The following is a 20,355-nucleotide window of genomic DNA, read 5'->3' as shown; positions in this document are numbered from 1 at the left end:
GATATGTGTTAGTTGCGAACATTGGTGGCAAGATAAGCACAGGTTTTGAGGGACTTAGTCCTAGTGTAGCTGAGAAACTAACAAGCATGGCTGCAGCTTCTGGATTGAGAAACGCACCAATTACATTGAAAGACGCAACGCCTACAGATAAAGTAATAGCAAGAACCGTTTATATGGGGGTAAATTAATACTTTTATATATATATTATAAAGATAAAATAAAGTCTCTTATTTAGAGGCTTTATTTTTTTATAATTTTATAAAATTTTGTTATTACTTAACTTACATTTAAATAATATTAATAATATATATAAGTTGATAACATAATATAAATAAAAGGAAATTTTTCTCAGACTTTGTAAAAATAAAACTTGTTTTTATATTTCTAGAAAGATTTAAGAAAACTATATATAATTATGAGCATTTATCCTTGTGTTTACTTTGTTATTGCTACCTAAGAAATTAAAAATCGTTGCTAAAAACTTATATAGGCTATACAATCAACTAAACATCAAATATTAACAGTCATGAGGTATATTAGATGGCATTCTTGAAATTAAAGTTAAAGAGAAAATGCAAGGCCAGTTTATTTCTTGATGGAAATAAATTTCAATATCTTTCTCTTAGTGGTGGGTTTGGCAACTATACTATAGCAGATATGATATCGGAACAAATATCGCTTAAACACAATAATGAAAATAGCCCTCAATTAAACACAAAAGAGGGTTTAAATGAGTGTTTTTCTATTTTATCTTCTAGAGTAGCTGAAAAAGAAACACCCCTTTTTATCTCTCTGCCAATCTCAGACTCTTTGTTAAGAATAGTTGATTTGCCAGGAATAACAATTGAAGAAGCGAAACTTGCCTTTCGTTATGAATTTGAAAACTATTTCCCATTTCCTTTAGACGAAGGGATTTTTGATATAGCAATGATTGATTATCCACTTATAGATCAAGCCTCTGAAAAAAGATTTATGGTGGTTGCTACGCGATTATCATTAATAGATAATATTATGACAGCAGCTGCTAACAATGGTTTTATAGTATCAGGAATTATTCCATCTCAAATATCTATAGAAAAAGCGATGGACTCGATCCCTAACTTAAATGAAATGGCCGTTTATATTTATGCAGGGAGACTAAGATCTGTCATGATTTTATCCTGGAAGGGAAATGGTGTGTTTTATAGAAGTATTTCCATGGGATTTGATCAAGCACTTGAACATTTTGAAACTGCGAAAGATACAGAAGAAAAACATGATTTTATAGATGATAATTCCCAAACAATTGATTTTGTAAAGGAGATTCGCTTTTCTATGCAGTTTGCACTTTCACAAATAAGAGGTTTTAATCCTCAAGCTGTTTATCTTTCTGGCCCCGGTGCCAACTTATCAATGTTGACTTTGCTAACGGAAACTTTGGCAATAGAAGACATATCTATAATAGATCTTTTTAATATACATACGATAAGCGTAAACAATAGGGATATAACAGAAAATTGGGATATTCCTCTAGGTTCGGTCTTAAGGTGAGATTATGGTCGCTAAATTAGATTTGCGCATACCAGGAAAGGAGCTTAGAAGCAAAAGAGATTCCTCTTTCGTAGAACTTTTTCTTTTCTCCTTAACAATGTTGTATATTGTAACTTCTTTGCTAATAATATTTATAAGTTTATGGAGAATAACATCTCATGGTTTTAGACTTACAGAATTACAGGATGAATCTCGTGTCTTAAACAATAAAATTTTATTAATGGACAAGGAACTGTCCAGGCTAACTACAGCAAGCAGAGAAACGGAGATGAAATTAGACTATTTATTGGATGATACACCTATATTAGAGTTGATGTTTTACCTTCTTACATCACTCCCTGAAGGTATGTCTGTTGGAAGTGTGACTCTTACAAACAGAGATTTAAATATAATAGGGAAATCTTATAAAGAAGAAGCTGTCTTTGCACTTATTAATAGTCTCCCATCTTCAGGTATGATTGAAAAGATTGATTTGCCGCAGATTTCGCTTGCTTCTGATTCTATTTATACATATAAATTAAACTGTAAGATAAAACCTATATTAATGTTTAGGTCATCTAGTAGTTTAATAAATGATCAAATTCACCATGAGAAGGAACTAGAACAGTGATTTATTTTGGGTTAAGAAAAAATATGCGTAATAAAGTGATAATTGTTGGAGTGCTGTTTTTTGTGCTTTTGTTTGTTCAATTTATTTCTATAAAGTATTTAAAATCTAATTTGATTGAAGCACAATCTTTAGAGCAACAAAATAGGCTGTTAGCAAGCACACTCAATAGTAAGGCAGACTATGTTGCTTATTACAAGTCGGCTATAAAAACAAACGAAATAGAACTGCCCAGGCCTATTGATTCGCCTACTGCTTGTTATGAAATAATAGTAAAATTGTTGGGCACTCACGCGGTCGCGGGATCAGAAATAAAAAAAGATAGTGAAGATGGTGACAGCATATCTTTTAAAGTTGCAGGTACAACTGATTATTTAAATCTGATGCAATTATTCTTGTCTTTTAGGAAAAGTCCTTATATGTTTATATTAACAAACGTAAGCATATTACATGCAGGAAGTAATGATATTAATTTTACATTTACAATCCAAGCAAAAAAGAGAATTCTGACAACAATCCAGGAGAGATCTTAAATGAGTTTTTTAAAAAACGTTCTTGATAAAACAATTATTAAGTCCTTTAAGCTCCCTGATACGTTAGAAGAACGTAAAAAACTTTATATTTTTTTACTTACCTCAATCATCCTATTTATACTAGTTGTTCTGAGTATTATAAACTTTATTTGGCTAAATAAATCTGTAATAATTGACATCTCAAAAGAATTTACACAACAAGAGAACCTTAAAACACAAAATCAATCGGAGTCAATAAATGTTAAGATTGATGCATATAAGGAATACTTATCTGGAGGAACACGCTTGTTAGTGCTGTCTGAAACAATAGCGCGCTCTCCTTTATCAGATTTAGGTGATAGAGGATTATTGGGAAAAACATTATTAGTACCAGAATATCCCCCGAATATAAATATAAGAGCATTAGTCATAATGGATACTGGTGCTATTGTTGTACTAGACATAGAAGGAGAAGTCCCTGGAAAAATTTGTAAAATTGGAACAACATTTGGAGAGAATAAAGGAAAAATCACGGATATAGATAATAAAGGGGTGACTTGGACATGGCTAAAAACAAAACATCGTACAAATTTATAAAAGATCCTATTACATTATTCTTTTCCATTATAGTTGTTTTATTTTTATTAAATGCTACCGCATCTTTTGCAGTTACTACAGATGCCAAGCAAGGTGAGATAAAATCCTTAATTGAAGGTATAAGGGTTCGTCAATTTGGTGGCAACGAAGTTTTACTGGAAGTAAGAGGTAGTAAAATGTCCTTGCCCAAAGTTGCACCAAATACTTCACATGCAATTACATTAGAATGGTCTAACATAAAATTCCCTAATAGTACAGATCAAAAAGATTGGTGGAACGATTATGGTTGGGACATCATAAGAATCACGCCTGAAAAAACTAATAATTGGTGGCAAAGCTATGATTACCCTCTAATTCAGAGAATTCAAATTGAACCTAAAGACGATGTAGACTTGACATTGAATATTACAGGAGAAAAACCATTAAAAATAAAAAGCATAAGCGGTATGGCCGGTTCAGATCAAATTACAATAAGGCTTACTGTAGTTGAAGAAGTAAAAAGTGATTCAGCGTCATATAACCCTATTTTACAAAAAACAACAAAAGGTGTAATGGATCCCTTAGGGATGGATACTAAGGTGTCCTTAGAACTAAGAGATGTTTCTGCCCGAGAGGTTTTTAGAATGTTAGCAAAATTGCGCAACCTTAACCTCGTTCTAGACACGACGGTCCCAGATACTCCTATGACAATTTCTTTTAATCAGGCTAAATTTAGTGAAGTTTTTGCATATATGTTGCGAATGAACGATTTAACTTATTCAATAATGGGAGATACGTTAATTGTAGGTACAGTAGAAAGCATAGGGAAAACAATGGGGAAAAATAAAACTAAAGGATACAAGGTGGCTTTTGCTGACCTATCAAAATTACCACCCATCATTGTTGGACTGGTTCCTCTTTCTAAACCTCCGGTTGTTGATGAAAGGACTAGAACTCTTTATGTTACAGCGACCCCAGAGCAACATTCTGAAATAGAAGCGATTATGAACAAAGTAGATCATCCCGGCAAACAAGTAATGTTGCAGGCAAGATTGATAGAAGTTAATGACAATGCAGTACAAGACGTACAGGCATTTTTGTCCGGAGTTTATAAGGGTTGGCTTTTCTCATATGGGGGAAGTGGACTCGGATTGGATTATTTAAGCTCAAATTTAGAGAAAAAAAACATATTAACCTCTACAACATCCACGACAGCAAACAAAATCCCGTTTCCAGGAGAAACCGATCGTACCATCCCAGTAAATGCAGTAGATCGTGCTATGAACGCACTTGATGTTGGTTTGGCTGCAATGGAATCAGATAATAAGGGAAAGGTTTTGGCTAACCCTTCTGTAGTTGCACTTGATGGACGTAAGGCTTTAATAAAACTAACTCATAACTATCTTTATCAATCAGGCGTTGATGATGCTCGTAATCCTAAGTTTACAAAAGAGGAAACTGGTCCTACGCTTGAAATAACACCGACAGTCGGACGAGATGGATTTATTACATTAGACTTAAATATAGCTACAGGTGAAATCGTAGGTTTTAGAAAAACGGGCAACTCAGAAACCCCGGAAACAACAAAGCGTGAGGTAAATACTCAGATAAGAGTAAGAAACGGAGAATTATTTGTCATAGGTGGGCTTTTTCAAGAAACAAAGACTAAGGGAATTACAAGAGTTCCTGTGCTAAGCTCAATTCCTCTTTTAGGTGAATTATTTAAGGGAAGAAACGACAAGCATGTAAAAACGGAGATGGCTTTTATTGTTGTTCCTTACATATTAGATGTTCCAACAGGAGCTGCAGAAGTATATGATATGCCCTCAATGAGTCTAAGCCAGTAGATAGAAGATAGGAGAACAAACTTAAAATGAAGGACAGTTCAATGAAGGTAACACGCCTTGGCGAGCTTCTTATAAAAGATGAGTCTATCTCTCTAGATGAACTTCAGGAAGCCTTAAAAGAACAAGAAACATCACCTAAAAGGCTAGGAGAGATTCTTATAAAAAAAGGATATATCTCTGAACTGCGTCTAGCTGAGGCTTTATCTAATCAGCTAAATATACCATTAGTTTCTTTAGTAAGATTGTGTCCCACGCAGGATTTACTTTCATTGGTTCCTGAAAACGTGGCAAGACGCTTAAACGTAATACCAATTCAAAAGCCTGATTCAAAACATATTGTAATAGCGATGTCAGATCCAATGGATACACTTGCCATAGATGAAATACGTATGCTGACACAACTTGAAGTCATAGTACAAGTTGCTACGATTTCAGATATTCAAAAAGGATTGACTTCGTTTTATAAAATGCAAATGTGTGTGGAAGAAGCTTTAATTGATATACAGCGTCAAGATGATACGAGCGAGAAAATAGATGAACTAGGAAGTGTTTTAACAGAAGTAACACAGGAAACACCTTCTTTTTTTAGTACTGATGCACCAGTTGTAAAGCTTGTAAGTAGTATTCTTGAACAAGCAGTTAAGGAAAAAGCTTCGGATATTCATATAGAACCATCAGAGCGAAACACGCTAGTTCGTTTTAGAATAGACGGAACTATGTTTTCAAGTTTCGAGATACCTAAAAATTTACACCCACCCCTTGTCTCTCGCATAAAAATACTTTCGAATATGGATATATCAGAGAAAAGACGTCCACAGGATGGTAGGATATTAATAAAAGAAGGGGAGAAAAGGATAGATTTAAGAGTTTCCACTGTGCCTTCAATATTTGGAGAGAAAATAGTATTACGAATACTTGATCAAAGTAATGAAAATATAGGTATGGAGAAACTGGGATTTGAACCGGACTTAATAGAAAGGCTTAATAAAGTCATAACATCACCACATGGGATTTTTTTAATAACTGGACCAACTGGGAGTGGAAAATCTACAACATTATATTCGATACTGGAAATCATCAGCACACCATCAGTTAATGTTATTACTCTTGAAGACCCAGTTGAGTATACAATTCCAGGAATAACACAAATACAAGTTAACGAGAAAATAGATGTAACTTTTAGTAACACTTTAAGGTCTATACTTAGACAAGACCCAGATAAGCTTATGATAGGTGAGATTCGTGATACAGAAACTGCCCAACTGGCGGTAAGGGTTGCTTTAACAGGGCATTTTATTTTAAGTACCTTGCACACCAATGATGCACCTTCAGCAATTGACAGGCTTTTAGACATGGATATTCCAGCTTATCTTTTATCCTCTTCATTGCGTGGCGTTTTGGCTCAAAGATTGGTTAGAAAGCTATGTCCAAACTGTAAAGAAAAAGATGTTGTACCTCCAAAACTTGCAGAAGAGCTTGGAATTCCCAAAGACACAAAAATATATAACCCCGTTGGTTGTCCAGCTTGTCGATATACCGCTTACAGTGGAAGAACCGTTGTTTCTGAACTTATGATTGTAGATACAACATTGCGTGAAATGATAAATAATAATGAGTCAGTAGATAAAATAAGAGAATATGCTTGTAAAAAAGGAATGAAATTGTTGAAAGAATCTGCTTTAGAAAAAGTTTTAGACGGTGAAACTAGTATTGAAGAAATGTTAAGTATTACTATTGCAGATTAGGAGAATGTTTATGAATAGTGTTTTTTTAAGAAATCTTTTAATTGAAGGTGTAAAGAAGTCTGCTAGTGATATTCATTTAGGTGTGGGAACAAGACCAGCAATAAGAATTGATGGAGAACTCACTTGGTGCTTAAATTTTGATTTTCTTACTAACAAAGATATGGAATCTACTATAAAATCACTATTAGACGAAAAACAATTAAAAACATTCTATAAAGATAAAGAATTGGACTTTAGTTTCGCATTAGAATTAATAGAAAACAAGTATCAGAGGTTTAGGGGAAACTTTTTTTTGAAAAAGGGAATCCTGCCCTAGTTTTACGTATAATTCATAACGAAATTAAATCAATAGAAGACCTCCTTTTGCCTAAAGCAATATATGAAATTACGGAGAAAAACAGAGGTCTATTCTTAGTAACAGGTCCTACGGGATCAGGTAAATCTACAACACTTGCCGCAATGGTACAAAAATTAAATAAAACACGTTCTTTGCATATAATAACGATTGAAGATCCTATTGAGTTTTTATACACTTCTGAAAAATCCTTTGTTAGGCAGAGAGAAGTTGGTAGAGATACCAATAGTTTTGCTGAAGCAGTAGTAAGAGCTATGAGAGAAGATCCTGATGTCATTTTAATTGGAGAGTTAAGGGATTTTAAAACTATTTCTGCTGCTATAACCGCTGCAGAAACAGGACATCTTGTTTTGACAACACTACATACTCAAGATGCATCACAAAGCATCGACAGAATAATAGATGTGTTTCCTCCTTACCAACATCAACAAATAAGAGTCCAGCTTTCGTCAACTTTATTAGGAATATTGTCCCAACAACTTGTTCCTTTAGCTGCAGGTAAAGGCAGAATAGCAGCTACAGAGATGTTATTAACTAATAGTGCAATACGTAATCATATAAGAGAAACAAAAACTTCTCAGATAAAAAATACATTACAAACTGGACTTTCTCTTGGTATGCATACAATGGATCAAGACCTAGCGAGGATGGTTAATGAGAGGATTATCACTGAAGATGACGCAATAAAGCGTTGTTTTGATATTCAAGAGCTAAAAAGAAATATTTACTAAGAAGATGCACAAACATAAAGGGTATACTCTTATAGAATTTATTATATTATCTCCGATATTTTTGTTATATACAGCCTTAATTGCCTCTTCTTTTTCTCTAACAGCTAAACTTCAAGATCATATAGAGAATAAACTTGCTATTGAATTATTAAAACAGGAATGTTTAACAAGACTTTTATCTGGAACAAAACCAGAAAAGCTATCGAGTATAAATAAAAAGCATGTTATCAAAATTATAGGACTGGATGAAGGCGATTATAATATTGAATTCCATTTTGAAACTTATTTTGGCGAAGAAAAAGACAGTATTATTTGGGCAACGAAAGAGTAGGAATTTTGCTTTTACATTGGTAGATATATTAATTTCTATTTTTTTCTTCTTATTCTTGATACCTTTTTTCTTAACCCTTTTACAACAAACTGGAAATTACTTAATCAAACTTATAGATTATAGAGCAGCTTATAATAGGGCTTTTTCTGTTGTATCACTTTTACGTTATCCTATTTTTTACTGTGGGTTAGGAGTGCCGACAGATGTGGATGGGTATAAACAATCTTTTGGGAATAGTCGGTTTCAGCCCTTTAACTGGACAGGTCCCGTTAGTGTTGTGAAAAACCCTTTGGGGTTAGAAAATGCAGAATTACGAATTGTATTTGCTAAATGTGATTATAAAAAATTAAAATCAAACTTCAAATATAAGGAGCAAGGAAAGGTAATATCATTTACAAAAAAAATAGATAAAAATACTATTGTTGCATCAAATAGCGGTGCTCCAAACAACATAAAAAACTGTATAGTATTTAGAAGTTCTTTCCCTAATGCTAATCCTTTGGTCGTTCGATGGGTTAGTAGTGATAGGTATTTTCTTGAAGTAGAGAGTTATTTAAATGATGAATATTTCCAGCTTTATAAAAATGATAAAATGTACCTTTTATCGGCTTTAAAAGTTTTTTGTAAGAATGCCATTTTATATACAAATGATTATAAGATATCTGGTGATCAACCAAGAGTTGACGGGATACAGGACATAAGGTTTTATTTAGATAATAATAAAAATTTTATCACAATCTACATACTTTCGAGAGGGAAATTTCAATATAATGACTACAAAAAAATTATAGGAATTGAAAGGTGTTTTCCTGAATTAGAAAGTGAATGGAGTGTTATTAAATCAACTTATCAGCTTTATGTATATAAAACAGTTTGGAGGTTGCCCAATTGTCTTTCAGAAAATCTTTTGTTTGCAAAAGATTAGAAGGAATGATTTTAGTAACATCGATAATACTCTTATCGGTTGCTTTGGGAACAATGATACTGGCATTAACAGTAGTTAATAAGACGTTTGAAGGTCATTCGATTGTAATAAATTCTTTAACTAGAGAAAATATTGCAAAACAATCATTTGCAATTACTGAAAAATGGTTTTCGGATTCTATAAAAAACGGAGAAATACCCTTGTCTGGAAACGTAAATTGTGACAATGTGCCAAATATACATTCCGTTTTTCATACTCCATCTCATCTGTTAGAGCCTCTTTTTAAGGGAAACGATGTGAATGAGATAAAAGCATATGTGGTAGATGCTAATTACGCTACACAAACACCCGAAATCATTTTATCTGAAACAATTTTTATTGAGCCGCATACATTAGAATTGAATAATAAAAAATATGATGTTCGCCATTATTTTCTAAACGTTTTTGTCAAGCTGAATCAAGATGATAAAGTACAATTACAATTAAATAAAGAAGTTCTAGTTTTAACTAATGAGCTTAACCAAAATACTTTTATAAATTCTGCAAGTGAGAGACAATTAATAAAAACAAATAGCTAAAAAATTATTATTTTTATAAGGCTTCTAATGGAGATGTGCTACAACAAATATATTGTTGTATTTTGAAGATATAGGAGGGAATATGATGGCACAAGAAGTAGATACAAGTGATTTTCGCCCAGGATTAAAAATAAAATGGGATAATGGTATGTGGTTGATTGTAGAGTGTTCTCATCATAAAATGGGACGAGGTGGTGCTATTGTTAGAGGAAAGTTTCGTAACCTAGAGACAGGTTCCATTATAGAACAATCGTTTAAATCCGGGGAACGATTTGAGCGCATTATATTTGATGAAACGCCAGCTCAATATCAATACAAAGATGGAGATGACTATATATTTATGGATTTGCAATCATACGATCATGTTTCTCTATCGCCCGAGACTTTAGGAGATGCTATAAAATATCTTATAGATGATTTGGAAGTAAGCTTTGATTTATATGAAGGAAAAATTCTTGGAATTGAGCTTCCAACATCTGTAACTTTAAAAATTCAAGACACTCCACCTCCATTTAAGGGTGATACAGCTTCCGGAGGTGGTAAACCGGCCACTACGGAAACAGGACTCGTCGTAACAGTTCCTTTTTTTATTGAGACAGGGGAGTATATATTAGTTGATACAAGGACAGGCGAATATTTGGAAAGAGCAAAAAAATAACCTATTACTTCAATTATAGGTAATATGACAGGAGGGTTTAACATGTGTGCACGTGAAAAAATATCTTATTTAAAGGGTCTTATCGATGGACAAAATTTGGCAGATACTCCTGAAAGTCAGAAGTTTTATAAGGCTTTAGTCGATTCACTAGACTCGTTAGCAGAAGCTATTGAAGATCATGAAAACTTGCATCAAGACTTGAATGATTATTTAGAGCAGTTAGATGAAGATGTTTCGGAAATTGAAGATGAACTTGATCTCCTTTTAGAAGATGAGGATGATTACGATGAAGACGACGACGAATATGATTATGAAGAGTTTGATGAAGAGGAATATGCTTCTGTGAAATGTCCTTACTGTGAAGAAGGATTTTATTTCGAGCCAGCATTATATGAAGAAGATGAAGATTTAGTGTGCCCTCATTGCGGAAAGGGATTTAAGGTCCCCGAACCTAATTAATATATTATATATGTGTGTTTAAAAGTATTGGGGGTTCTCAAATGACTATGGCATCTAATAAGGATGAAATATTAAAAGATAATGAGCAACTTTTATTGGAAAGAAAAGAAGACGCTATTAGTCAACCGAATTATGAAGGGAACGTACGCGTTTCTGAAGATGTAATCGCTCATCTCGCTATGAACGCATTAAATACTGTAGAAGGTGTTTTCCCTTCTAATCCAGGGCTAATGGCGAACCTTCGACTAGGACGAAAGACCACAAATGGAATAAGGGTTACAATTTCAGAAGCTGATGTACCTGAAATTGTAATTGATGCGTATGTCTTAGTAAAATATGGATTACGCATACCCGATATATGTTGGGATCTTCAAGAGTCAATTAAAAGACAGGTTGAACAAACAACCGGTTATCAATTAAAAAGTGTAAATATATATGTACAGGGAATATCTTTTATAAATAAAAAAACTATCGAATCTGGGCTCTCGGATAAAGATTTTACACCTGTGCCCCTAAACGGAGAACTTTAACTTATAATCACTATTTGAGGTCGCTTCCAGTTTTGGGAATCGACCTCAAATATTAAGGAGTGTTACCTGTGTTTTTTTTCTGGCGTACAACAAAAAACGGAAAAATTTGGCTTGATAGTGATGGAATCAAGCAATTAATTAATAAAGAGTTGCCTAAGGATTCTTCTCTCCAAGAAATTTCATTTCTTGGAGAGAAGAATCTACTTAGTATTCATATCTCAAAGCCTGCCTCAGATTTAATAGATTTGCGGTCAAATTTTGAAAAAAAAATATCAGATATCTTTATCTCTTCTGGAATTGATGTTCAGATAAATTGGTTGGATATTTCTCCTCAAGATAACCCACATCTTACCCCGATTTGGGAACTTCCAATATTTTGGGGTGCTCTCTTAGCTGCTCTTACAGCTTTAGTAAATTTGGGAATTAAGGGGATTATAATGTCTTTTATTGCTCTTATAATAGGATACGCCACATCATGGCTATTACTAACCTCTGATGGACAAAAGTATCTTAGTAAAATTAAACAACGTATTTGGGGATGACGGATTGGAAAATAAAAACATATCAAAATTGCGTAGAAAATCTCGAGAAATAGCCTTACAATTGCTATATCAGCTTGATATTAGAAGCGAATTGGATGTCGAAATGGCAATTTCTCTTTATGAATCAACAGAATATTGGTTAGAAGATGAAGAAAATGTTTTTTTAAATGATAAAAATAGCAATAATGATATATCAGGGAAGTTATTCTCTACAGAGAGCGAAGAAGCAGAAGAGGTCTTTGCCTATGCTTTTAGTCTCGTTCGTGGCATATATAACAACATAGATGAAGTGTTCTCATTATTAAGAAATAATATCATAGGTTGGCGCCTAGAGCGTATGGTTACCGTAGACAAGGTCGCAATAATATTAGCTCTTTATGAGGGGCTTATTTCTAAAAGTGTTCCAATTGCCGTTGCGATTTCCGAAGCTGTTGAACTGTCAAAAATTTATGGAACATCAAATTCTGGACGATTCGTGAATGGCGTGTTGGGTCGTATCGTAAGGAAAGAAAAGACGGAGTAATTTATCAGTGAGTTCTTCTGTTAACAGCAAAGTCATTACAGTAGATGAAATGACAGGGATACTAAGGGATACAATATCCTCTGTAAGTGCCCTGCAAGATGTGAACGTTAGAGGAGAAATTCTTGGTTTTAAGCGCCATACGAGTGGACATACCTACTTTTCACTTCTCGGAAGTGAAACTCGGGTGTCTTGTGTTTTATTCCGCTCTAATGCTTCTTCCGTAATAACATGGCCCAAAGATGGAGATGAAGTACTTGTTAAAGGAAGAATTGACATATATGGAGCAAGGGGTTCCTACCAGATTTATGCCAATGTTGTTTTTCCCATTGGGGCAGGTGCAAAAGCTAGAGCAAAAGAGATGTTAAGAGTAAGGCTCGAGGAAGAAGGCATTTTTGATCCTCAAAAGAAATTGCTTATTCCTAAATATCCCGAAAAGCTAGCCATAATAACCTCTCTTTCCGGAGCTGCTCTACAAGATTTTTTAAAAATATCATCGATACGCTATCCAAATTCAGATCTTGTTATTATTCCAAGTCTTATGCAGGGAATTGATGCACAAGGTGAAATATTATCTGCTTTGAATAAGTGCCGTTTTATCCCAAATTTATCGTTAATCGTTCTTATTAGAGGTGGTGGAAGTAGGGACGACCTAGATGTTTTTGATAATGAAGATGTTGTTCGTGCAATATTTTATTCTCCAATTCCAGTAGTGACGGGTCTTGGACATCAGATAGACAACACCCTTTCTGACTTAGCTGCGGATTTATGTTCTCCAACACCTTCTAGTGTCGCTGAGCATATTTTCCCTGATACGAAGGAAATTCAGAAGTATTTACAAAACTATAAAGAAAGAATCTTTGTTTCAACGCAACAAAGAGTGAAACGCTTAGTAGATATTTTAATTTTTAGGGAAGAAAGTCTGATTATTAATTTGCAAAAAGGATATCTTGAGCCCGCTTTTGATAATTTAAAAAACAAATACATAAATTTTAAAGATCTAATTGTCTTTAAAATTCATAATTTTGAAACAAAATTAAAATCAATTGAAACTTTAATTAATTCATCTTCTCCTAGGAATATATTAAATAGAGGATATTCAATCTCCAAAGATAGTTTAGGAAATGTAATAAAAGATCCAAGTTTATTAAAAGTAGGAGACATTATATATATAGAATCACAAAACACCTTATTGGAAGCAACAATAAAAAAGATTATTTTAAAGACTAATAAACATAAAGGGGATTAAAATCCTATGATTCCAAGAGCTATTGAATGGATATCTAATAAACGAGTTTTACGTTTATTGGATCAAAGATGCCTACCATATGAAATAAAGTACATTGATTGTAATAAATATAGTGACGTCGTAACAGCAATAGAGAATATGACGGTAAGGGGAGCTCCTGCTATTGGCATAGCTGCGGCATATGGAGTACTTCTTTCCTCTTATACTAACAATAAGTCTTATATAGAAAATGCAATCTATAGCCTCTCGAAAACACGTCCAACCGCAGTTAACCTTCATTGGTCATTGGATCGAATGTCAAAAATATTCTATGAGAATCAAAATAACAAAAAAATTTATGAAATTTTTGAAAAAGAAGCGGATAAAATTTATAAAGAAGATATCGAAATTAATAAAACATTATCAAACTATGGTCAAGAACTTTTACCTCCTTGTGCTACGGTTATAACGCACTGTAATGCTGGTTCTTACGCTACAGCTGGATATGGGACTGCATTGGGAGTTATAAGAGCAGCAAAAGAAAATAACAAAACAATCTCCGTTTTTATAAGCGAGACTAGACCTAGGTTACAAGGAGGCCTTATTACCTCATTTGAATTATATGAAGAAGGATTTGATATTACTGTTATTTGTGACTCTATGGCGGCCTTTTTAATGTCTACTCAAAGAATTGATGCAGTCATTGTTGGTGCAGATAGAGTAGCATCTAATGGAGATGTGGCCAATAAAATTGGTACATACTCACTTGCAATAGTTGCCAAAGAACATAAAGTTCCATTTTATGTAGCTGCGCCTACAAGTACTTTTGATTTAAACTGCCCTGAAGGCAAATGTATCTCAATAGAATTACGTTCATCAGATGAGGTAAGAAAAATGAACAACAAAACAGTAATACCAGAAAGAATTCCAGTTTGGAACCCGTCTTTCGACATAACTCCAGCACATCTAATTACTAGCATTATAACGGAGAGAGGAGTTATATCTTCGCCATTTGAAGATAAAATTTATAACAACAAATAAAAACGGAGGTTACTGTAATGAAAAATGAATTTAATATAGCAGATATAACACTAGCAAAAGAAGGGCATATCAAGATAGATTGGGCTTGGGAGCATATGCCGGTACTCAAGTTATTAGCTGAAAAAAAACAGGAAGAAAAACCTCTTGCAGGAATTACAATTGGAGCTTGTCTTCATCTTGAAGCCAAAACGGCTTGTTTACTTAAAGTGCTTAATGAATTAGGTGCAACTGTTGTGGCAGCTGGTAGCAATCCTTTATCTACACAAGACCCTGTATGTGCAGCTCTAGTTGAATATGGCATTCACGTTTTTAGTAAACATAACATGACAACAGATGAGTACAATGAAAATTTACGAAATGTGTTGCTTTGGCATCCTAATATAATTATTGATGATGGGGCAGATGTCATTTCAATGATTATAAGAGAACATAAAGAGCTTATTCCTGAAATATTAGGAGGGTGTGAAGAAACTACAACAGGAATTAAGCGACTTAAAGCAATGGCAAGTGAAGGAGTATTGCCCTTTCCTATGTTGGCAGTAAATGACGCACGAAGTAAGCATTTATTTGATAATCGCTATGGCACAGGTCAATCTGTTTGGGATGCTATACTTCGAACTACAAATCTTATAGTTGCAGGTAAAATAGTAGTTGTTGTTGGTTATGGTTGGTGCGGGAAGGGTGTTTCACGTAGAGCATCAGGTTTAGGGGCACGTGTTGTTGTCGTTGAAATTGATCCACATAAAGCTTTAGAGGCTTTAATGGATGGATATGAGACAATGAACATGAATGACGCGTCACGACTTGGAGATATATTTATTACTGTTACCGGTAATATTAAAGTAATAAGAAAAGAACATTTTTTAAACATGAAGGATGGTGCTTTGCTCACAAATGCAGGACATTTTGATGTTGAAGTATGTATCCCAGACCTAAAAAAAATAGCAGCAAAAGTAAGAAAAACAAGAGATAATATAGAAACATATATTCTTGCGGATGGGAAGAATTTACATGTCTTGGGAGAGGGGCGTCTTGTAAATTTAGCTGCAGCTGACGGTCATCCTGTAGAAATTATGGACCTTAGCTTTGCAATGCAACTTTTGTCTGTTCTTTATATGTCTCAAAATAGATTATCTCCAGGATTACACCCTGTCCCTGAAGAACTAGACAAGGAAATAGCTTCTTTAAAACTTGAAACATTAGGAGTGGAAATTGAAAGAATGACACCAGAACAAGAAGAATATATAGCTAGTTGGAGAGAGTAATTATGTATAAAACCTATAAAAATATTATTGCATGGGATTCCTCTATGTCTAAAGCTTTGCCTTGTGATATTGTTACTGAAGGGAAAGTTATTAAAAACATTCTTCCTCCTAATACTGCAAATAGGAATGTAGTCTTTAACGGGAAGGGAACAACAGCAGTTATTCCAGGCTTTTCTAACGCTCATGGACATGCTGCAATGACACTCTTGAGAGGCGTCGCTGAAGAGCTGCCATTAATGGAATGGCTTGAAAAGAAAATATGGCCTCTTGAAAACAAATTGACCCCTGAACTTGTCAGAGCTGGAGCAGACCTTGCAATAATGGAGATGTTGGCAACAGGAACAACTAGTTTCGCAGATATGTATTTTTTTATGGACCAAGTTGCCGAAGCCGCTCTTGACGCGCAAATAAGATGCTGTCTTTCTCGTGGGATTGTAAATGACAATGATGGCAGTAAGTTAAAAGAGAATCTTAAGCTGGCAAGCGATTTTCATGGTAGAAATGAACTTTTAACAGTATGTTTGGGGCCACATGCACCATATACCGTCTCTATTCAATCTATGAAGAACATTGCTCGTGTTGCTAAAGAAACAAACTTAGGTGTGCAGTTACATTGGTTAGAAACTTCTACAGAATGGGATTTATCTGGCCTGAGAAATAAAACTACACCTGAAGATTATTTGATTGAAACGGGAATGATAGAGGTGCCGTCTCTTCTATTGTCACATGGAGTTTGGATTAAAGATACAGAAACTTCTTTTTACAATAAAGATAATATAACTATTGTACACAACCCGAAGAGCAACATGAAACTTGGTTCGGGTTTTGCTCCTCTTACAGAATTATTAGCAAATAAAGTGTCAGTAGCGCTTGGCACCGACGGTGCTGCAAGCAATAATAAATTAGATATATGGGAAGAAATAAGGTTTGCCGCTCTTATCCACAAAGGCAATAAACAAGATTCTACAACAGTAACTGCATCTGAGGTTCTGAAGATGGCAACAATTAATGGAGCTAAGGCTATGGGATTTAAAAACACTGGTTTGATCAAAGAAGGATACAATGCCGATATGATACTTATTGATCTTGATCAAGCACATTATGTTGGCTGGGATTTGGTAAATTTGCCTAACTTTATTGTATACGCAGGATCTTCAAAAGATATAAAGAAAACAATAGTTGCAGGCAATATACTTTATGATAAGGGAGTTTTTAAAACAATAGATAGGAATAAAACTTTAAAAAGAGCGATAAAGGCAAGAGAAAGCTTAATAAATAAATAATTTTATTGCGGGAGGCATATTATATGCAATATAGAAGTGGTAAGGAATTAAGAGAATTATTCCTTAGTTTTTTTGAAGAAAAGGGATGTACTCGTTTTAAAAGTTTTTCGTTAATACCTGAGGATCCAACTCTGTTATTTACTATAGCTGGTATGGTTCCCTTTAAACCTTATTTTTTAGGAATAAAAACACCGGAAGTAACAAGAGCTACTACATCTCAAAAATGTATTAGAACAAATGATATAGAAAATGTGGGACGCACTGCTCGACATCATACTTTTTTTGAAATGCTTGGAAATTTTAGTTTTGGCGATTATTTCAAGAAAGAGATTATCCCGTGGTCATGGGAATTTCTTACTGAAAGAATAGGTCTTGATCCGGATAAACTTTATGTAACTATTTATTTAGATGATGATGAGGCTTATGAAATTTGGAGCAAAGATGTAGGGATAGCGAATGACCGAATCGTACGTCTAGGTGATGATGATAATTTTTGGGCTGCTGGCCCAACAGGCCCCTGTGGACCATGCTCTGAAATAATGTACGACCAGGGTCCTGAATTTTCTTGTGGAAAACCGAATTGTTTCGTAGGCTGTGACTGTGACAGGTATCTTGAAGTTTGGAATTTGGTTTTTATGCAATATAATCGTGATGAAAATGGTAAGTTATCTTTATTACCTAAGAAAAACATAGATACAGGAATGGGGCTTGAAAGACTTGCCTCGATAGTACAAAAAACACGCAGTGACTTTGAAACTGATTTGTTTATAAATATTATTAATAAAACATGCGAATTAGCTAAGGTTAAATATGGTACAGATGCTAAAAAAGATTTATCTGTAAGAATAATATCGGATCATATACGAGCATCAGCTTTTATGATAGCTGATGGTGTGCTGCCAACTAATGATGGTCCGGGATATGTTCTAAGGAGATTGATAAGAAGAAGTGCAAGATATGGAAAGTTGCTTGGAATTCAAAGTCCTTTTTTATCAAAGTTACTACCCGCTGTAAGGGAGTCTGTGGGTAATGAATACGATGAACTCAATGAAAGATCTTCTGCCATAGAACAGATATTAACAGTTGAAGAAGAACGGTTTTCAAAAACACTTATACAAGGCAATGAACATCTTTATGACGAAATTAAAAAAATTGAGAATGAAGGCGGAAAAGTACTATCTGGAAAAGTGGCATTTACATTGTACGATACTTTTGGTTTCCCAATAGAATTAACGGCAGAAATATGTGATGAACACTTAATTATTGTTGATAAAAAAGAGTTTGATTGGGAAATGCAAAAACAACGCGATAGGGCGAGGGCTTCTAGCAAACAAGGCACTAACACAATCAACAAAACAATATATACAGAGTTAGAAAACAAACTAGGTGGTACAGATTTTGTTGGATATACAGAAACAAGCATAGAGAGCACAGTACTTGCAATTATAAGCGAAGGGGAGCTAAGAGAAACCATATCAACTGGGGAACCTGCCGAGCTTATACTATCAAAAACACCATTTTACGCAGAGGGTGGGGGGCAAATTGGTGATGCTGGCCTTATAGAAACAGCTTCCTTTACATTCGAAGTGTATGATACATACTATCCAGCACAAGATATGATCGTTCACAAAGGCTCGGTAAAAAGGGGTTTTATCAAGCCTAATATGAAGATTATGGCATCCGTAGATCTAGAAAGAAGAAATAGTATAAAGAGACATCACACTACAACACATCTTCTAAACGAGGCTCTTTGTAGAGTACTAGGAGAGCATGTCCGTCAAGCAGGTTCACTTGTAACTTCAACATTTTTACGATTTGATTTTAATCATTTTACTCCCATGTCAATAGAAGAAATAGACGAAGTAGAAAAAATTGTAAATAAACAGATTTTAAATAATTTACCTGTAAAAACCTCTCTTATGAGTTTTGAAGATGCAAAGAAAACAGGAGCCAAGGCACTATTCGATGAAAAATATGAAGAAGAGGTGCGAGTCCTTGAAATAGAGGGTTTCTCTCTAGAATTTTGTGGAGGAACACATGTAGGCAATACTGGTGAAATTGGCTTTTTTAAAATAATAAAAGAAGAAAGTATTGCTTCTGGCATTAGAAGGATTACAGCTGTTACAGGGCTATCTGCTTTAGAGTATATACAAAAAAGTCAATACACTCTTACTTCAATGCTAAGTATTCTAAACGAAGAGCCTGATACGGTAGTTAAGAGGTTAAAAATAATCCTTGATGAAAAAAAAGAGCTCGAAAAAAGAAATAAAGATTTGATGGTTAAAATTCTTACCATAGATATTGAAAATAAGGTAAAACCAATAACAACAGAAAAAGAAGTTGATTTAATAATAGAAAGGTATACAAATCTAACTCCAGATTTACTCCGTCAAATAGGAGATTCCATCAGGAGAAAATTTCAAACAGCCATGATTGTCCTTTTTGCTACAGGAGATGGTGGAGAAGTCTTTATGATATCAATGGCAACAGAAAATGCCGTAAAAAAGGGTGCACACGCAGGAACTTTCTTAAAAAAAATAGCTCAGAACATGGGAGGAAAAGGAGGAGGCAACCCTGCACTTGCACAAGGTGGAACAAAGAATGTTCAAAGCTTAGATAAATTTTTATCAGAAATTCCTTCTATTTTTAAAGATCAAATGACAGGTGAGGCATAGCTATTGAAACGGGTTGTTGCACTTGATGTTGGAAGCGTAAGAATAGGCGTTGCAGTAAGTGACCCTTTGGGGATTTTTGCACAAGGGATAGCCGTCTTATCTGCCCAGGGAAACTGGTTAAGTGAATTAAAAAAAATAATAGATAAATATAATAACCCAAAGCTTGTAATTGGTTTGCCTAAAAGAACGGATGGGAAAGAAGGACCGGAAGCTAAAAAAATGAGAGAGTGGGCCAGTCAGATAAAAGAAGAATTTCCCGATATTGAAATTGAATTTATTGATGAACGTTACACTACATCCATTGCACAGAGAACGCTTTTAGAAGCAAATGTTTCTAGATATTCTAGAAAACAAAAAATAGATAAAATCGCAGCAACATTAATATTACAAAGCTATTTAGACAGAATGAGGTAGTAT

General features: G+C 34.3%; 21 protein-coding genes and 1 pseudogene. All 22 read left to right on the top strand.

Annotated features, from left to right (window positions below; translation table 11 throughout):
* On the top strand, window positions 1-188 hold a 188-nt coding region (locus GXZ13_02405), incomplete at its 5' end, for a hypothetical protein (GenBank protein ID NLX74690.1).
* 352 nt (window positions 189-540) lie between these two features.
* Window positions 541-1,530 (top strand): pilus assembly protein PilM, encoded by a 990-nt coding sequence (locus GXZ13_02400; GenBank protein ID NLX74689.1) that lies wholly within the window; start codon window positions 541-543, stop codon window positions 1,528-1,530.
* Between the two features lie 4 nt (window positions 1,531-1,534).
* Window positions 1,535-2,140 carry a PilN domain-containing protein gene (locus tag GXZ13_02395; protein NLX74688.1) on the top strand — a complete coding sequence of 202 codons (606 nt, stop codon included), beginning with the start codon at window positions 1,535-1,537 and terminating at the stop codon, window positions 2,138-2,140.
* A 23-nt stretch (window positions 2,141-2,163) separates the two neighbouring features.
* Window positions 2,164-2,670, top strand: a complete 507-nt coding sequence (locus tag GXZ13_02390; GenBank protein ID NLX74687.1) for a hypothetical protein — start codon at window positions 2,164-2,166, stop codon at window positions 2,668-2,670.
* On the top strand, window positions 2,671-3,246 hold the full coding sequence (locus GXZ13_02385) for a hypothetical protein (GenBank protein NLX74686.1): 576 nt from the start codon (window positions 2,671-2,673) through the stop codon (window positions 3,244-3,246).
* Window positions 3,213-5,072: a hypothetical protein gene (locus GXZ13_02380; protein NLX74685.1), complete on the top strand. Its 1,860-nt coding sequence runs from the start codon at window positions 3,213-3,215 to the stop codon at window positions 5,070-5,072. The genes GXZ13_02385 and GXZ13_02380 overlap by 34 nt, the downstream gene beginning before the upstream one ends.
* 26 nt (window positions 5,073-5,098) lie before the next feature.
* Window positions 5,099-6,817: a type II/IV secretion system protein gene (locus GXZ13_02375; GenBank protein NLX74684.1), complete on the top strand. Its 1,719-nt coding sequence runs from the start codon at window positions 5,099-5,101 to the stop codon at window positions 6,815-6,817.
* Between the two features lie 10 nt (window positions 6,818-6,827).
* Window positions 6,828-7,903: pseudogene (locus tag GXZ13_02370) on the top strand (PilT/PilU family type 4a pilus ATPase).
* A gap of 4 nt (window positions 7,904-7,907) precedes the next feature.
* Window positions 7,908-8,234 carry a hypothetical protein gene (locus GXZ13_02365; GenBank protein ID NLX74683.1) on the top strand — a complete coding sequence of 109 codons (327 nt, stop codon included), beginning with the start codon at window positions 7,908-7,910 and terminating at the stop codon, window positions 8,232-8,234.
* Entirely contained in the window at window positions 8,191-9,159 is a 969-nt protein-coding gene (locus GXZ13_02360) for a hypothetical protein (protein ID NLX74682.1), read from the top strand. The genes GXZ13_02365 and GXZ13_02360 overlap by 44 nt, the downstream gene beginning before the upstream one ends.
* Window positions 9,123-9,737: a hypothetical protein gene (locus GXZ13_02355; GenBank protein NLX74681.1), complete on the top strand. Its 615-nt coding sequence runs from the start codon at window positions 9,123-9,125 to the stop codon at window positions 9,735-9,737. Before GXZ13_02360 ends, GXZ13_02355 begins: the two co-directional genes overlap by 37 nt.
* Before the next feature lie 85 nt (window positions 9,738-9,822).
* Window positions 9,823-10,395, top strand: coding sequence for an elongation factor P (efp, locus tag GXZ13_02350; GenBank protein NLX74680.1), 573 nt, complete (start codon window positions 9,823-9,825; stop codon window positions 10,393-10,395).
* Between the two features lie 42 nt (window positions 10,396-10,437).
* Entirely contained in the window at window positions 10,438-10,854 is a 417-nt protein-coding gene (locus GXZ13_02345) for a hypothetical protein (GenBank protein NLX74679.1), read from the top strand.
* A gap of 41 nt (window positions 10,855-10,895) precedes the next feature.
* Window positions 10,896-11,384, top strand: a complete 489-nt coding sequence (locus GXZ13_02340; GenBank protein ID NLX74678.1) for an Asp23/Gls24 family envelope stress response protein — start codon at window positions 10,896-10,898, stop codon at window positions 11,382-11,384.
* Window positions 11,385-11,452: 68 nt separating this feature from the next.
* On the top strand, window positions 11,453-11,926 hold the full coding sequence (locus tag GXZ13_02335; protein ID NLX74677.1) for a hypothetical protein: 474 nt from the start codon (window positions 11,453-11,455) through the stop codon (window positions 11,924-11,926).
* Window positions 11,880-12,449: a transcription antitermination factor NusB gene (nusB, locus tag GXZ13_02330; protein ID NLX74676.1), complete on the top strand. Its 570-nt coding sequence runs from the start codon at window positions 11,880-11,882 to the stop codon at window positions 12,447-12,449. Before GXZ13_02335 ends, nusB begins: the two co-directional genes overlap by 47 nt.
* 7 nt (window positions 12,450-12,456) lie before the next feature.
* Complete coding sequence (gene xseA / locus GXZ13_02325) at window positions 12,457-13,695, top strand: exodeoxyribonuclease VII large subunit (GenBank protein ID NLX74675.1); 1,239 nt, start codon at window positions 12,457-12,459, stop codon at window positions 13,693-13,695.
* A 6-nt stretch (window positions 13,696-13,701) separates the two neighbouring features.
* On the top strand, window positions 13,702-14,715 hold the full coding sequence (gene mtnA / locus GXZ13_02320; protein NLX74674.1) for an S-methyl-5-thioribose-1-phosphate isomerase: 1,014 nt from the start codon (window positions 13,702-13,704) through the stop codon (window positions 14,713-14,715).
* Between the two features lie 17 nt (window positions 14,716-14,732).
* A complete protein-coding gene (locus tag GXZ13_02315; protein NLX74673.1) occupies window positions 14,733-15,980 on the top strand; it encodes an adenosylhomocysteinase in 1,248 nt (415 codons plus the stop codon).
* A gap of 2 nt (window positions 15,981-15,982) precedes the next feature.
* Window positions 15,983-17,263 carry an amidohydrolase gene (locus GXZ13_02310; GenBank protein ID NLX74672.1) on the top strand — a complete coding sequence of 427 codons (1,281 nt, stop codon included), beginning with the start codon at window positions 15,983-15,985 and terminating at the stop codon, window positions 17,261-17,263.
* Window positions 17,264-17,286: 23 nt separating this feature from the next.
* A complete protein-coding gene (alaS, locus tag GXZ13_02305) occupies window positions 17,287-19,938 on the top strand; it encodes an alanine--tRNA ligase (protein ID NLX74671.1) in 2,652 nt (883 codons plus the stop codon).
* Window positions 19,939-19,941: 3 nt separating this feature from the next.
* Window positions 19,942-20,352 (top strand): Holliday junction resolvase RuvX, encoded by a 411-nt coding sequence (ruvX, locus tag GXZ13_02300; GenBank protein NLX74670.1) that lies wholly within the window; start codon window positions 19,942-19,944, stop codon window positions 20,350-20,352.
* Window positions 20,353-20,355: the final 3 nt, after the last annotated feature.

This window comes from Synergistaceae bacterium, from assembly GCA_012728235.1.
Classification (GTDB): Bacteria; Synergistota; Synergistia; order Synergistales; family Synergistaceae; genus JAAYFL01.
This window is presented reverse-complemented; position numbering and strand designations above follow the sequence as displayed.

Coding starts and splice junctions, on each gene's coding strand:
- GXZ13_02400 (NLX74689.1), top strand. CDS start 541: ATGGCATTCTTGAAATTAAAGTTAAAGAGAAAATGCAAGGCCAGTTTA.
- GXZ13_02395 (NLX74688.1), top strand. CDS start 1,535: ATGGTCGCTAAATTAGATTTGCGCATACCAGGAAAGGAGCTTAGAAGC.
- GXZ13_02390 (NLX74687.1), top strand. CDS start 2,164: ATGCGTAATAAAGTGATAATTGTTGGAGTGCTGTTTTTTGTGCTTTTG.
- GXZ13_02385 (NLX74686.1), top strand. CDS start 2,671: ATGAGTTTTTTAAAAAACGTTCTTGATAAAACAATTATTAAGTCCTTT.
- GXZ13_02380 (NLX74685.1), top strand. CDS start 3,213: ATGGCTAAAAACAAAACATCGTACAAATTTATAAAAGATCCTATTACA.
- GXZ13_02375 (NLX74684.1), top strand. CDS start 5,099: ATGAAGGACAGTTCAATGAAGGTAACACGCCTTGGCGAGCTTCTTATA.
- GXZ13_02365 (NLX74683.1), top strand. CDS start 7,908: ATGCACAAACATAAAGGGTATACTCTTATAGAATTTATTATATTATCT.
- efp (NLX74680.1), top strand. CDS start 9,823: ATGGCACAAGAAGTAGATACAAGTGATTTTCGCCCAGGATTAAAAATA.
- GXZ13_02345 (NLX74679.1), top strand. CDS start 10,438: ATGTGTGCACGTGAAAAAATATCTTATTTAAAGGGTCTTATCGATGGA.
- GXZ13_02340 (NLX74678.1), top strand. CDS start 10,896: ATGACTATGGCATCTAATAAGGATGAAATATTAAAAGATAATGAGCAA.
- nusB (NLX74676.1), top strand. CDS start 11,880: ATGGACAAAAGTATCTTAGTAAAATTAAACAACGTATTTGGGGATGAC.
- mtnA (NLX74674.1), top strand. CDS start 13,702: ATGATTCCAAGAGCTATTGAATGGATATCTAATAAACGAGTTTTACGT.
- GXZ13_02315 (NLX74673.1), top strand. CDS start 14,733: ATGAAAAATGAATTTAATATAGCAGATATAACACTAGCAAAAGAAGGG.
- GXZ13_02310 (NLX74672.1), top strand. CDS start 15,983: ATGTATAAAACCTATAAAAATATTATTGCATGGGATTCCTCTATGTCT.
- alaS (NLX74671.1), top strand. CDS start 17,287: ATGCAATATAGAAGTGGTAAGGAATTAAGAGAATTATTCCTTAGTTTT.